The sequence below is a fragment of the Oceanisphaera profunda genome, from assembly GCF_002157895.1.
GTDB classification, from domain to species: domain Bacteria; phylum Pseudomonadota; class Gammaproteobacteria; order Enterobacterales; family Aeromonadaceae; genus Oceanimonas; species Oceanimonas profunda.
In genome coordinates this window covers 1237535-1250646 of record NZ_CP021377.1, presented here as the reverse complement: position 1 = coordinate 1250646, position 13112 = coordinate 1237535, and the positions used below count along the sequence as shown (strand labels likewise).

13 protein-coding genes are annotated in these 13112 nt (G+C 49.1%); 8 read left to right on the top strand and 5 right to left on the bottom strand.

All coding sequences use genetic code 11. The features are described 5' to 3' along the window. Positions 1–17 precede the first annotated feature (17 nt). Entirely contained in the window at positions 18–374 is a 357-nt protein-coding gene (uraH, locus tag CBP31_RS05400) for a hydroxyisourate hydrolase (RefSeq protein WP_087035229.1), read from the bottom strand. 413 nt (positions 375–787) lie between these two features. On the opposite strand from uraH, the gene puuE reads away from it, so the two are divergent. The 3 genes from puuE (at position 788) to CBP31_RS05385 (ending at position 2847) form a co-directional block, all read left to right on the top strand. Continuing rightward, positions 788–1708, top strand: a complete 921-nt coding sequence (puuE, locus tag CBP31_RS05395; protein ID WP_087035228.1) for an allantoinase PuuE — start codon at positions 788–790, stop codon at positions 1706–1708. Next, positions 1708–2223, top strand: a complete 516-nt coding sequence (uraD, locus tag CBP31_RS05390) for a 2-oxo-4-hydroxy-4-carboxy-5-ureidoimidazoline decarboxylase (RefSeq protein ID WP_087035227.1) — start codon at positions 1708–1710, stop codon at positions 2221–2223. The genes puuE and uraD overlap by 1 nt, the downstream gene beginning before the upstream one ends. Before the next feature lie 114 nt (positions 2224–2337). Next, positions 2338–2847 (top strand): ureidoglycolate lyase, encoded by a 510-nt coding sequence (locus tag CBP31_RS05385; RefSeq protein ID WP_087035224.1) that lies wholly within the window; start codon positions 2338–2340, stop codon positions 2845–2847. A 370-nt stretch (positions 2848–3217) separates the two neighbouring features. On the opposite strand, the gene CBP31_RS05380 is transcribed toward CBP31_RS05385, so the two are convergent. Then, positions 3218–4345, bottom strand: coding sequence for an AI-2E family transporter (locus CBP31_RS05380; protein WP_087035222.1), 1128 nt, complete (start codon positions 4343–4345; stop codon positions 3218–3220). Between the two features lie 298 nt (positions 4346–4643). Continuing rightward, positions 4644–6314 (bottom strand): methyl-accepting chemotaxis protein, encoded by a 1671-nt coding sequence (locus tag CBP31_RS05375; protein WP_087035221.1) that lies wholly within the window; start codon positions 6312–6314, stop codon positions 4644–4646. Positions 6315–6498: 184 nt separating this feature from the next. Between CBP31_RS05375 and CBP31_RS05370 the strand changes: the two genes are divergently transcribed. From CBP31_RS05370 to CBP31_RS05355, 4 genes are all read left to right on the top strand, one after another. Further along, positions 6499–7359, top strand: a complete 861-nt coding sequence (locus CBP31_RS05370) for a DUF2797 domain-containing protein (protein WP_087035219.1) — start codon at positions 6499–6501, stop codon at positions 7357–7359. 237 nt (positions 7360–7596) lie between these two features. After that, positions 7597–8217, top strand: coding sequence for a CDP-alcohol phosphatidyltransferase family protein (locus CBP31_RS05365; RefSeq protein ID WP_087035217.1), 621 nt, complete (start codon positions 7597–7599; stop codon positions 8215–8217). Positions 8218–8319: 102 nt separating this feature from the next. Next, positions 8320–9252 (top strand): phosphatidate cytidylyltransferase, encoded by a 933-nt coding sequence (locus CBP31_RS05360; protein ID WP_227875157.1) that lies wholly within the window; start codon positions 8320–8322, stop codon positions 9250–9252. Positions 9253–9261: 9 nt separating this feature from the next. Then, the gene (locus CBP31_RS05355) at positions 9262–9963 is read left to right on the top strand and encodes a lysophospholipid acyltransferase family protein (RefSeq protein ID WP_227875156.1); all 702 of its coding nucleotides are present in this window, start codon (positions 9262–9264) and stop codon (positions 9961–9963) included. Positions 9964–9973: 10 nt separating this feature from the next. Here CBP31_RS05355 and CBP31_RS05350 read toward each other — a convergent pair whose 3' ends face one another. Further along, positions 9974–10642 carry an NADPH-dependent FMN reductase gene (locus CBP31_RS05350; RefSeq protein ID WP_087035215.1) on the bottom strand — a complete coding sequence of 223 codons (669 nt, stop codon included), beginning with the start codon at positions 10640–10642 and terminating at the stop codon, positions 9974–9976. A gap of 170 nt (positions 10643–10812) precedes the next feature. On the opposite strand from CBP31_RS05350, the gene CBP31_RS05345 reads away from it, so the two are divergent. Then, on the top strand, positions 10813–11208 hold the full coding sequence (locus CBP31_RS05345; protein ID WP_087035213.1) for a hypothetical protein: 396 nt from the start codon (positions 10813–10815) through the stop codon (positions 11206–11208). A 143-nt stretch (positions 11209–11351) separates the two neighbouring features. Here CBP31_RS05345 and CBP31_RS05340 read toward each other — a convergent pair whose 3' ends face one another. After that, positions 11352–12746 carry a DEAD/DEAH box helicase gene (locus CBP31_RS05340; protein ID WP_087035211.1) on the bottom strand — a complete coding sequence of 465 codons (1395 nt, stop codon included), beginning with the start codon at positions 12744–12746 and terminating at the stop codon, positions 11352–11354. Between the last annotated feature and the right edge of the window lie 366 nt (positions 12747–13112).

Here is a 13112-nt window from a genome sequence, read left to right as displayed (position 1 = left end):
CGACTGCCTATTACCCGTTAGCTGCCTCTGTAAGTAGAGTAGCTATAAGGTGAAATCAGCAGAGGTACGTGGTAGTGCTCTTGGCCTGCAGCCAAGCCAAAACGGATAACAACGTCATCCAAGAAAGCTGGCTCAAGCAGTTCAACACCTTGCTTGCGTAAGTAAGTACCAGTATGGAATACCAACTGATATTTACCTGGCACATAGTCGTCGCCTTCCAGCACAGGTGCATCGGTACGACCATCTGCGTTGGTGTACACTGTGTTGATTAAAGTGGTTTTTTCACCGTCTTCAACACGATACAGTTCAATTTTAATATCTGAACCTGGTTGGCCTTTAGAAGCGTCGAGGATATGTGTAGTTAATCTGCCCATTTTCAGTTACCTTGCGCGAGTTACGCGTCTCCATTAATTCAAGGCACTGTCGTCGCCATAATGCTGATTTCTCACGGCGTTTTTCAAATACACCGCACGGCGATCACAGCGGCGACGACAGAACTAATTTTACATCAAGATAATATTAGCTGTCTACATCTCATTAACAAAAACATGACCGCACGGTCACATTTTTAGTTAACGCACGAGCGTCGCTTTACCTTGATGATTTAGGATTGTCTTTGCTTTAGAGCACCAAAGCAAGATAAGCTGCAAGATCTGATACAAAAATCAAACCTGTTATTTACATATATCGATTTTATTGTATACAATAAAATCGATATTCTACTAGCCAGCCCTCTGCAAATTCTTGTCTCGGCTGGTTTCTAACCCGCGTTTCAAGGAGTTTTCTGATGAGCCAAAAAAACGACTATCCCCGCGACCTCGCTGGGTACGGCGCAAATCCGCCGCATCCTGAGTGGCCGAACAAGGCCCGTATCGCTATTAACTTTGTACTGAACTATGAAGAAGGTGGTGAGCGTAACGTATTGCACGGTGATGGTGAGTCTGAGGCCTTCTTGTCAGAAATGCCCACTGCAGTGGCATTTCCTGATGCTCGTCACATGAGCATGGAATCCATCTACGAATACGGTAGCCGCGCCGGTGTGTGGCGTTTAATGCGTTTGTTCAAGCGCTACAATATTCCTATGACTATCTTTGCCGTGGCCACCGCCATTGAGCGTTACCCTGAACTGGCCAAGGCCTTTCAGGCTGAAGGTCATGAAATTTGCTCCCACGCTTACAAGTGGATCTCATATCAGTTTATGAGTGAAGAAGAAGAGCGCGAGCATTATCACAAAGCGATGGAAATTTTTGAGCGCGTGTGTGGTCAGCGTCCACAAGGCTGGTATACCGGCCGCGACAGCCCTAACACTCGCAAGATAGTGATGGAAGATGAAGGTATCTTGTACGATTCCGACTCTTACGCCGATGACCTGCCTTACTGGGTAGACAATAACGGCAAAGGCCACTTGGTGATCCCATACGTAATGGACACCAACGACATGCGCTTTGGCCTGAATGGTTATAACAACGGCGAAGAGTTCTTCCAGTATCTGAAAGACTCCTTTGATGTGTTATACGAAGAGGGTGCAGAAGCACCCAAGATGCTTTCCATTGGTATGCACTGTCGTATTCTGGGTCGCCCGGGTCGTATGGCCGGTCTTGAGCGCTTTATTAAATATGCGCGCAGCCACGACCACGTATGGTTTACCCGCCGTATCGACATTGCTAACCACTGGCATGAGAATCACCCTTATAAAGGAAGCAAGTAATGAGCCGTTTTACTACCTGTACGCCTAGCACCATGAGCCGCGATGAGTTTGTGGCTGCATTCGCCGATATCTACGAGCACTCTCCTTGGGTTGCTGAGCAGACGTTCGACCAAGGTCTGAGCAGCGAAGATGACACCATTGCTAACTTGCACAGCCGTATGGCGGCAGTGATGAGCAATGCAGATAAGAAAGCGCAGCTTGACCTTATCAATGCTCACCCAGACTTAGCCGGTAAAGCTGCCCAACGTGGCGAGCTGACTGAAGCTTCTACCAATGAACAAGCGGGTGCTGGCATCAGCGAGTGCAACGCGGAAGAATTTGCCCGTTTCACTCACCTGAACAACGCCTATAAGGAAAAATTCCAATTTCCTTTCATCATGGCTGTTAAAGGTTCAGACCGTCACCAGATCCTGGCCGCATTTGAAGAGCGTATTAACAACGACTACGACACTGAATTTGCGCGTGCGGTAAAAGAGATCAACAGAATTGCTGAGTTCCGTTTAAGCGGCATGTAATTTTGTTTGCCTGACTAACCTTATGTAGTCGGCATATCAGTACCTAATAAAATACGGGGTGGCTAGGGTCGATTGATCTTAACACCCCGTTTTAATAAATATCTGGAGGCAGTAATGATCAAGACTCTTAAAATAGAGCCGTTGACCAAAGAAGCGTTCGCCGATTTTGGTGACGTTATTGAGTCTGTTGGCCGTGACCACTTTATGATCAACAGTGGTTCAACTGAGCGCTACCACAATGTGGGTGAAGTGCAGTTGGACGAAGATGGTCAAGGCATCATCAGCATCTTCCGCGCTAAAATGTTGGAATACCCGCTGCAAGTGAAAATGCTGGAGCGTCACCCATTTGGTTCTCAGTCTTTTATCCCTTTGTTTGGTCATGAGTTCTTGTTAGTGGTTGCCCCTGTGGGCGACGGCACCATGAACATTGACCCAGCTACCGTGCGTTGCTTCCGTGCTAATGCTCGCCAAGGTGTGAACTACCACAGAAACGTGTGGCACCACCCAATCATGGCACTGCGCGATGACGACGAATTCTTAGTCGTAGACCGCACCGGTCCAGGCAACAACTGTGATGAATTCTTCTTCGACGAATCCATTCAAATGACAGTTGAACTCGACTAAAGTCGGCTTCAACCCACAGTGAATTAAAAAACCTCTTGCCCTGCGGCAAGAGGTTTTTTTATTTTCACGCTTCAGGTCTCACCCATCTCGGGTTAGCTTGTACATCAGAACCTGCTACGCAGGCTTTCGCAAAGCCTCGCAGCTAAAGCAGCGACTACGAGCGCGTGCCTACTTCGTGCACGCTGTGAATGCCGGAGCCGCCTATCTTTATGCCGTCTTCCTGACGCACGTCAGGATCTCGCTCTTGCGTTTTGTTTAACTTACCGCTTATAGCTTACGGCTTATTGATCTCCGCAGGGGCCATAGCTAGGAGCACCCTAGTGAACAAGAAGCCGCGGGTGTTTTAGTTTAGCTCGGCGCTGTATTTTCCTCACGCCTCATCCTTCACGCTGCTGGCCGCTATTTTTTCGTATTTATGATTAGACTCAGTGCTGCGCTCTGTGATCACATGGGGATTTTCGCCGTTAAACTCGCGCATAAAAATATCCCACACCACTAAGAATAGTGCGGCGATTAAAGGTCCAATCACAAAGCCGTTGATGCCCATTAAGCTAATGCCGCCTAAGGTTGAAAACAGCACCAAGTAATCCGGTAGCTTAGTATCTCGGCCCACCAATAACGGGCGCAGCACGTTATCCGCCATGCCAATCACTAACGCACCAAAAGACACCAATATGGTGGCCGATACCCAGTCCCCGGTGGCATACAAGTAAATGGCTACCGGCAACCACACAATTCCCGCGCCCACCGCCGGAATCAACGACAAAAACGCCATCACTACGGCCCACAATATGGGGCTGGGTAGCGAGAGTGCCCAAAAGATAAAGCCGCCTAGCGCCCCTTGTACAATCGCCACCACCAAGTTGCCTTTAACGGTGGCGCGCGTTACTTCGGCAAATTTAGTAAACAGCTTACGCTCGCGGGCATCACCTAAGGGCAGGGCTTTGATCATCAGCTCAATTAGGGTGCGGCCATCGCGTAATAAGAAGAACGTCAGATACAGCATTAAGGCGGAATTCATAATAAAACTAAAGGTAATTTGCCCCGCGCCCAGAGCTTTTTCTGCCATGAGCTTACCGGTAGATGCAGCACCCTTAGCAATACTTTCCCGCACGCTGCCTAAGTCGATACCTAGCCTATCAAACCACTGCGGTATCGTAGGAAAAGCATTGCGAATTTGTTCCAGCCACTCGGAGGGATTTATTTCCCCTTTATCAACGCGCTGGTACAGCGCCAAGCCTTCTTGCGCAAAAGCGGTGGCAATCAAAAAGATGGGCAGCACCACTATTACCACACAAATCAACAGCGTCAGCAGTGCCACCCGATTCGGCTTATCGCCCAAGTGTTTACGCAGTCGCTCTTGCATTGGATGAAAGATGATACTGATGGCGCAAGCCCAAAAAATAGCGCCCCAAAATGGCTTAAGTAGCAGCACGAATAACAGGCTGACTAAAAGCAGCAACAAAAGAAAAGAACGCCGTTCCATTACGTCGCGCATAAATTGCTTCCCTAACCTCGTATGTCTAAAAGATGTGGTAAGTGTGGCGGCGAATATTTTCGCTATGACATAAAACTTAACGTCCGCCAGCTGACTCTGCCGTGCCACTAATCTGAGAGGTCAGTGGCGAGATGAGTATAAGCGGCTGCCGTCTGGTCTATCTAACGATAGTTTAGGTTTTATAGCAAAAGCTTACGCAATGGAGGGGGAGAGGAGTAAAGGGTGAAGCGTAAAGAGTGAGGAGTAAAAATATTTCTCCTTTACTCCTCACGCCTCATCTTCGGAGGGCAATTAAACATTACTGAGTACGGTAGCGGCTCACTAATAGTTGCAGCTGCGCGGCCAGCTCACCTACTTGCAGGCTAACCTCACTGGCTGCCTGAGAACCTGCATCGGTTTGCTGGGCGATGGACACAATTTGGTGCACGTTAATGTTAATGTTTTCCGACACCTGAGTTTGCTCCTCGGCGGCGCTGGCAATCTGTTCGTTCATGCAATTAATGGTGTTCACAGCGCCGTCTATATCTTGTAAGGCTCCATCTATACGTCGCGCCTCATTGACCGTTTGGCTGCTGCCCTCACGGATCTGCTCAATGGCATGCACCGCCTGTTGTGCCCCTTGCTGGAGGCGAGTGATCATAGTGTGAATTTCTTCGGTGCTGGTCTGGGTTCTACCGGCAAGGGTGCGCACTTCATCGGCCACCACCGCAAAACCGCGACCTTGTTCACCGGCCCGCGCGGCTTCTATGGCGGCATTGAGCGCTAACAAGTTAGTTTGCTCGGCAATACCACGAATAACATCCAACACAGAGCCGATTTGCTCCGAGTCTTTACCTAGGCGCTGAATAATGTCCACGCCGCTCACGATTTGAGTTTCTAAACCGTCAATCACCTTGATGGTGCCCTGCACCAGCTGTTGGGCTGCAGCCACCTGCTCTTGTGCCAACTGCGCGGCTTGGGCGGCTTGCGCTGCACTAGCGGCTACCTCTTGAGCGGTAGCGGACATCTCATTCATGGCGGTGGCCAGTTGATCACTTTCATGATGCTGTTGGCCGATACCGGTTTTAGTGTCATCCATAAAATGCTGCATCTGAGCGCTGGCTGCTTGCAAAGAATCCGCCGAGTGACGGGTATTTTGCACCAACATACTCATTTGATTAGCGAATAGATTAAAGGCGTTGGCAAGGCTGCCCAATTCATGGCCTTGGCGGTTATTCAACCGCTGGGTGAGATCGCCTTCACCTTCGGCAATGTCTTGCATAGTAGACACCGCTTGGCTCAAGGGCGAATGAATGCTGCGTACCAACATCAAAGCCGCACCGGCGATCAGCAGAAACAATAAGCTGGCAGATATGGCAGAGTTAATCAGCCCTTGGCGCACTGCCGTAGACAGCTCTGCTTCCAAGATGGCCACGGTGGCTTGCAAGTCATCTATGTAGAAGCCCGCGCCCAGCATCCAGTCGGTACCGGGAACCGGAGTAATACTGGCCAACTTTGGGGCATTAACTTGGGTATCTGGCTTAGGCCAATTGTATTCAATATAGCCGCCGCCTTGCGCTGCTAAAGCCACATACTCTTGTACTAAATAGCGGCCATCTGGGCTGGTGGAGTTGAGGTAGTTATTGTTTTCGCGGGCCGGATTATCGGCGCTGACGATTTGGGCTCCTTGAGTGTTATAGACAAAAAAGTAGCCGGTCCCTTCATCAAAGCGCAGGCCACGTAAGTGGGCTTTAGTGGCCACAATCTCATTACGCTGCAACAAAGGCGTTATGCCGCTAATGGCCAACTCCGCATAGTTGGCCAATTGCTGCTTACGAGCATCGTACAACGACTGATAAAGGCTATCGCCACTGAGTTTATTAAGGCGCAGTGATTGATTAACGTTAACCCAAGTACTCACTGCCGCCAGCAGTAATAACGGCAGCAAAGCCAGTAAGAGTATTTTTTGCTTAATGGAAAGTCGATTCATCCCTGTTCTCATTATGTTAATGCTTGTTTACAATCTTTTATCATTTTGTACGCGATAAGTCATTGATGTCGATCAGAGAATGAGTAAATGTAGGGTCACATCTGGCTCTAAAGTGCCGGTGTAGGTGCCTTGTACCGCCGAGGCTGTTAAAGTTGTCGCAAATTTACCAGCCAGCAGAGACCCCATGAGCCTTATTTCCGATCCGCGTATTACCGATACGTCGGCTGCAGCCAGCCTCACCGGCACCTTAATTAAAATGCCGGCGCAACTCGATGACGGCGTCCATTATCAGCTGGCTTTAGGCGAGCACAGAGTCAGCCTTAATGCCCATTTAGGTAAACTGATTACCCTGACTCACACCGGGCAGATTTTTTGCAACGCCTGTAATCGCAAAACCAATAAGAGTTATGCTCAGGGTCATTGTTTCCCGTGCATGAGAAAACTGGCCAGTTGCGATATGTGCATTATGAAGCCAGAAACCTGCCATTATTTTGCGGGTACTTGCCGTGAGCCTGAATGGGGCGAGCAGCACTGCATGGTGGGGCATATTGTTTACTTGGCCAATACCTCTGGCTTAAAAGTAGGCATTACTCGACAAACTCAAGTGCCGACTCGCTGGATTGATCAAGGCGCCACCCAAGCACTGCCCATGTTGTGGGTGGCAACTCGCCAAATTTCTGGCTTAGTGGAAGTGGCGTTAGCGGAATTGGTCGCCGATAAAACTAACTGGCGCACTATGCTCAGAGGCGGCGAAGCGGATCTCGACTTAACGGCCGAAGCGGCCCGTTTACTGCCCGCCATCCAATATAAAATCGATGAGCTGCAGCTGAAATATGGCGCCGACGCCATTAAGGTTTTGAATGAGTCGGTAATAAGCCTAAGTTTTCCGGTACTCGAATACCCAAGCAAAATTGCCAGCCATAATTTCGATAAAAACCCCGTGGTGAGTGGCATTTTACAAGGTATTAAAGGGCAGTACTTATTACTCGATACTGGAGTCATTAATCTGCGCAAGTTTACCGGTTATGAAGTGAGCTTTAGCTGAGCGTAGGAAACACTGCTGTACACATACAGCACCAAACCTTAGTCGGGCGCTTTAAGATCCAACAATAGCCGCTGTACTGAGCACTAAGATAAAGAAAAACCCGAGCCCGCAAGTTCGGGTTTTATGTATGTGAGCTTAACTAACTTAGGTGTGCAGAGTAATCTAATCAAAAGTTAACAAGCTTGAAGTTAACAAACCTGAAGTTAGTAAGCCTGAAGCTAACAAACAAGGAAGGTCATGATTTCTATCTACTCACTTAAACCGCGCTTTCAAAACTTACTGCGCCCCTCGGTGGTCCGTTTAGCCGAGCGGGGCATTACCGCCAATCAGGTGACATTGGCCGCAGCCGGCATCTCTCTGTTAGTGGCCATGTTGGTGGCGTGGCAAGCAGATCATAAATGGATATTTATCTTGATCCCCATTTGGATGTTGCTGCGCATGGCGCTGAATGCCATAGATGGCATGTTGGCGCGTGAATTTGGCCAGCAATCTAAACTGGGCGCCTATCTTAATGAGTTATGTGATGTGGCGGCCGACAGCGCCTTGTATCTGCCGTTTGCGCTGCTCTCGGGCGTCCCGCCCTTACTGGTAATTGGTGTGGTGATCATGGCTGCTTTAGTGGAATATGCCGGAGTGCTGGGCTTGATGGTGGGCGCGACCCGGCGTTACGACGGGCCCATGGGCAAGAGTGATCGCGCCTTCGTGTTTGGCTTGCTCGGCGCTTTTGTTGCTATTGGCCTGTTTGATATCCGCTGGGTGACGGTGGTGTTGTGGTTGGTGCTCGCCTTACTGGTATACACCCTTTATAACCGGGTGCGCCGTGGACTACGTGAGGCCGCCGAGCGAGATAAACCTTAACCTAGCCAGCGCAGCCAATCAGCGCAGACAAAGGTGTGACACACAGCAGTCGTTATACTGACTGCTGTTACCCGCGAAAAAACTCATAACACGAGATAAACCATGCAGCATTCAACTTATATGGCGTTATTTTTACTCGTCGCTTTAGCCATCGCCACGGGCATTGCCTTATTTAAGCAATATAAATATCCAGAGCGAGATTATGAAGAGCTGCTACTGCGCACCCGTTCTTGGTGGTGGATCATCGGCTTAGTGCTGGCGGCACTCTATATGGGGCAATTAGCCACCACCATCTTCTTTGCATTTATTAGCTTCTTAGCCTTAAAAGAGTTTTATTCCATAGCACCGCTGCGCGCCGTGGATAGGCGATTAGTGTTTTGGGCTTACTTAGCCATTCCGGTGCAATACTACTTTGCCTATATCCAGTGGTATGGCATGTTTATTATTTTTATACCCGTGTATATGTTCTTGTTTTTGCCCATGCGCGCCACCTTAATTGGCGAAACTAAAGGCTATATCAAGGCTAACGCGACCATTCAATGGAGCTTAATGTTGGCGGTGTTTACCTTAAGCCATATTGCTTATTTGGTGAACTTAGAGCGTTTTCATGAACAATCCGGCTTTATTGGCTTGGTATTGTTTTTATTATTTATCACTCAGAGTAACGACGTGAGCCAATACGTATTCGGCAAGCAATTTGGCAAACATAAGATAATCCCTAAGGTCAGCCCCAATAAAACCTGGGAAGGCTTTATCGGTGGCGTGGTCACTACCACCCTATTAGCCACAGTGCTGGCGCCTTGGTTGACCATTTTAAGCTGGCAGCAAGGCTTGGTAGCGGGCTTTTTGATTGCCTGCGTGGGCTTTATTGGCGATGTGGTGCTGTCATCCATCAAACGTGATATTGGCATTAAAGACACAGGTTCACTGATCCCAGGGCACGGCGGTTTGCTCGATAGAATGGACAGTTTGATGTACAGCACCCCAATATTTTTCCATTACTTTTATTACATCACCAAAGATTTTATCGCCTAAGGATGAGCTATGAGTCAGCCAGCTATGAAAAAGCCATTGCTCAAAAAGTCTGCACACAGCATTGCCGAGCAGAAGTGGCTAAAAATATTGTTTTTTCTACTTATCGTTAAGCCGGTGGTGCTGATTGCACTGGGCCTAAATATTATTAACCGCAAAGGGCTGCCTAAAACGGGCCCCGCCATTTTGGCCGCCAATCACACCAGCCACCTCGATACACTGGTGTTAATGAGCTTGTACCCCTTGTCGCAGTTGCACCGAGTGCGCCCAGTGGCGGCGGCCGACTACTTTATGAAGAACAAGTGGATTGCGTGGTTTTCGATTCATTGCCTAGACATCATTCCCATTGAGCGCGCCGGAAAAGTGCCCCGCGAGGAGCTTTTTCAAGGCTGCTATACGGCGTTAGCAAATCAGCAAATTATCGTGTTTTTCCCAGAGGGTACCCGCTCCCTTACCGAAGAGCGGGTATTTAGGCTGAAGCGCGGTATTCATCACCTTAGCCAGCAGTATCCCGACACCCAAGTGGTGCCGATTATCTTACAAGGCTTAGGCAAGGCACTGCCGAAGGGCGAAGCGCTTTTGGTGCCTTTTAACTGCGATGTCGTTATTGGGGAGGCCATGGCAAGTAACGATGACGCGGAGCAGTATCTTGCTGCTCTCACCACCCACTACGAAACCCTGCTCAGCCAATGCATTACCGCTAAAATTGAGTAGTCTTATCTTTTTAACTCGAACTTGGCGCATTGCGCTGGGCTGGGTTACGCGTAAAAGCGCCGGGCTTAAGATTACTGCCCTCGCTTTGCTCATACTGCTTGGCGGCACTGGCCCACCAAGTTAACTGGCTAAAGGTACGACTAAAATATCCGTCCCAATCGCTGGCATTCACGCCTGCTGAATACTCGCCCTCGGCGGTCAGTACCTCTTGTGCTTTTGGCAGGTGGATCATGGCGGACACCGGCAAACAGCCTAGCTCTGATAAAAAGCTGCGCATATTAATGGCTGCGCGCACGCCTCCCCATTGGCCCGCCGAATAAGTGACGATGGCCGAGGGCTTATAGGAAAACAGCGAGCTACCAAAGTGATTCAATAAGTTGGCTAAGGCGGGGCTCATGCTGTGATTATATTCTGGGCTCACCATCACAAAACCGTCCGCCGCCTTAATCAGCTCCGCCAGTTGCTGCAATGGCTCAGGTGCCGCGCCTGCTTTATAAGAGAAGCAAGGTTTGAAGCTAGCACCTAAGTCATAATCCAGAGGATCAATCACAGTCACATTATGCTGCAGGGCCGTTAATTGTTGCGCACAGCATAACGCCACCCGTTGGCCTAATCGCGCCGGAGTGGGTGGGCCGCTGATGCGTACCGAGCCTAAAAACACCAAGATATTTAATGTCATACATCCTCATCTTTTTGCCAATGTGGGTCGTGCCATGCTGGTTCGTTTAAGGTGACAGCCGTTATTTACCAAGATGACAAGAATGTCATTTAGCTGTCAGCTTCTCGTCAGTGTGATCAAGGTATGCTGTGTCTATCAACCGGACAGGCCGGTCATCTAGGACACACATCATGTTGAAAACTACCTCACTGCTTATTATTGCCGCCACCAGTTTATTGTCTGCTCAAGCCGCGTTTGCCAGTGCTGAAAATACAAGCGGCGGCGTTTGCTTTAGCGCCATGAGCCAAGGTACCGATGGCGTAGACCGCTTCCAAGCCAAAATGGCCAAACTTCAAGCTGAGCGCGCCGGCATTAGTACCGCAGACTGTGTGCCAGCCAAAATCTATCTTAATGTTGGCAGTAACGGCACCGATGGTGTGGATCGTTTTCAAGAGCGGGTTGTGTCATTGCAGTTAGAGGACAACGCGCATGCCACTCCTGCGACTGTGAGCTTGAACATGGCCAGCAATGGCACCGACGGTGTAGACCGCTTCGACAGCCGCATGCGTCAACTGGCTACTCAGTAATTGCCATTTATTTAAGTAGCGCTTTATAGGTTTAAGCAAAAAGGTGAGCCTATTAAAATGCCGCCTGTGAATCACTTCACAGGCGGCATTTTTGTGTGCGGTTAATCCTTATTAAAACCTCAGGATATTAACGCCAACAGCGATTAACGAGAATGCTGCTGTGCACGCTTACCGCGTAATTTCTTCTTCTTGGGGCCCGCTTCTTGAGGCTTTTGGTTCTTTTTATAATGCACCGGCTTAGCTGCTACTTTGTGCTCAGTTTCACCACTTGGGCGGGCGCGGCGCGGCTTGCCTTTAGGCTGGCTGTCGCCGGAGTTAACCAGCTCAATGGTGGTTTCACTGGCGCGGTTAGAGCGGCCACTGATCACCTTGCGTGACAAGCTCTTCAGCAAAGAGGCGCGGCTGGTCACTTCAAAACCGGGTTTGATGATGCGTTGGATCTCGCCACCAATCAGCTTTTGAATGCGCTCTAATGATTGCTCTTCTTCACGGCTCACAAACGAGATTGCAGTACCGGTGGCGCCAGCACGACCGGTACGACCAATGCGGTGTACGTAGTCTTCAGCTAAATATGGCAGGTTAAAGTTCACCACATAATCCAAGCCTTGAATATCCAAGCCACGAGCGGCCACTTCGGTGGCAATCAACACTTGTATTTTAGCGGCTTTAAAGTCGGCAATGGCACGGCGGCGAGAGCCTTGGCTCTTATCGCCATGACACACGGCGGCTTCTACCTTGCTCTTCTTCAGACCTTCTAATAAACGATCTGCTTGTTCTTTGGTGCTGGTAAATACCAAGACCTGAAACCAGTTATGCTCGGCCAATAGCGCTTCAAACAGCTCAATCTTACGGCTTTCTTCTACCGGATACAGAGTGTGGGTCACTGTCTCAGCGGTACTGTTGATTTTAGTCACACGAATTTGCTGATGATCATGCAAAATTTTATGAGACAGCTCATTTACCGCCGGAGAAGTGGTGGCCGAAAACAATAAGGTTTGACGATTTTTGGCAGTCAGTTGCATCAATTTCAGCACGTCATTGATAAAGCCCATATCTAACATACGGTCCGCTTCATCGAGCACCACAAATTCCACATCACTTAAGGCAAGATTGCCGAGCGTCATATGCTCTAACAAACGCCCTGGGGTGCTTATTACGATATCAACGCCGGCTTTTAACTTATTCGCTTGGCCACCCATTTTTACGCCACCGTAAAGTGCCGTCACACTGATTGGCAAAAACTGGGCATAGGCACTAATAGAGTCGCCAAGCTGCTCGGCCAATTCACGAGTCGGCGTTAAAATAAGTGTGCGTGGGCGATAGGCGACCGTGTCTTTGGGCTTATCCAGCATGCGCTGCAATACGGGAATAGCAAAGGCGGCGGTTTTACCGGTACCGGTTTGCGCGGTCACTTGTAAGTCTTTACCCCGACGCGCCGGCACTATGGCCTGCTCTTGTACGGGTGTCATAGCACTGTAGCCACAGGCAACCAGAGCGCGTTGCAGATCGGGGGCTAAATCTAAAGATGAAAATTGCATAAGAGATCCTCTGTAGAGTAGCTACAGTCAAAAAACGAGGCCAGATAATACAGTATTTTGCCGAGATAAGAGAGGTTTGATTACAATTTTGACGGAATTTTGTGCAGCTTAACGTTCGTATTATCAATAACAGCAAATTTTAGTGCGAACAGGGCGGCCAGAGAGAGTAACGGTAGCGTTTATTTCTGCGTCAGCTATCTAACTCCGATATTTAAGCTTTAAATGACGGGTGTATTGCAATTAGATCACGCTTGCCAATTAAGCCAATTAAGCCAATTAAGCCAATTAAGCCAATTAAGCCAATTAAGCCAATTAAGCTAATCTGGCTGGGTGCCTATATATTTCAAGTCCTTACATTAGTAAAAA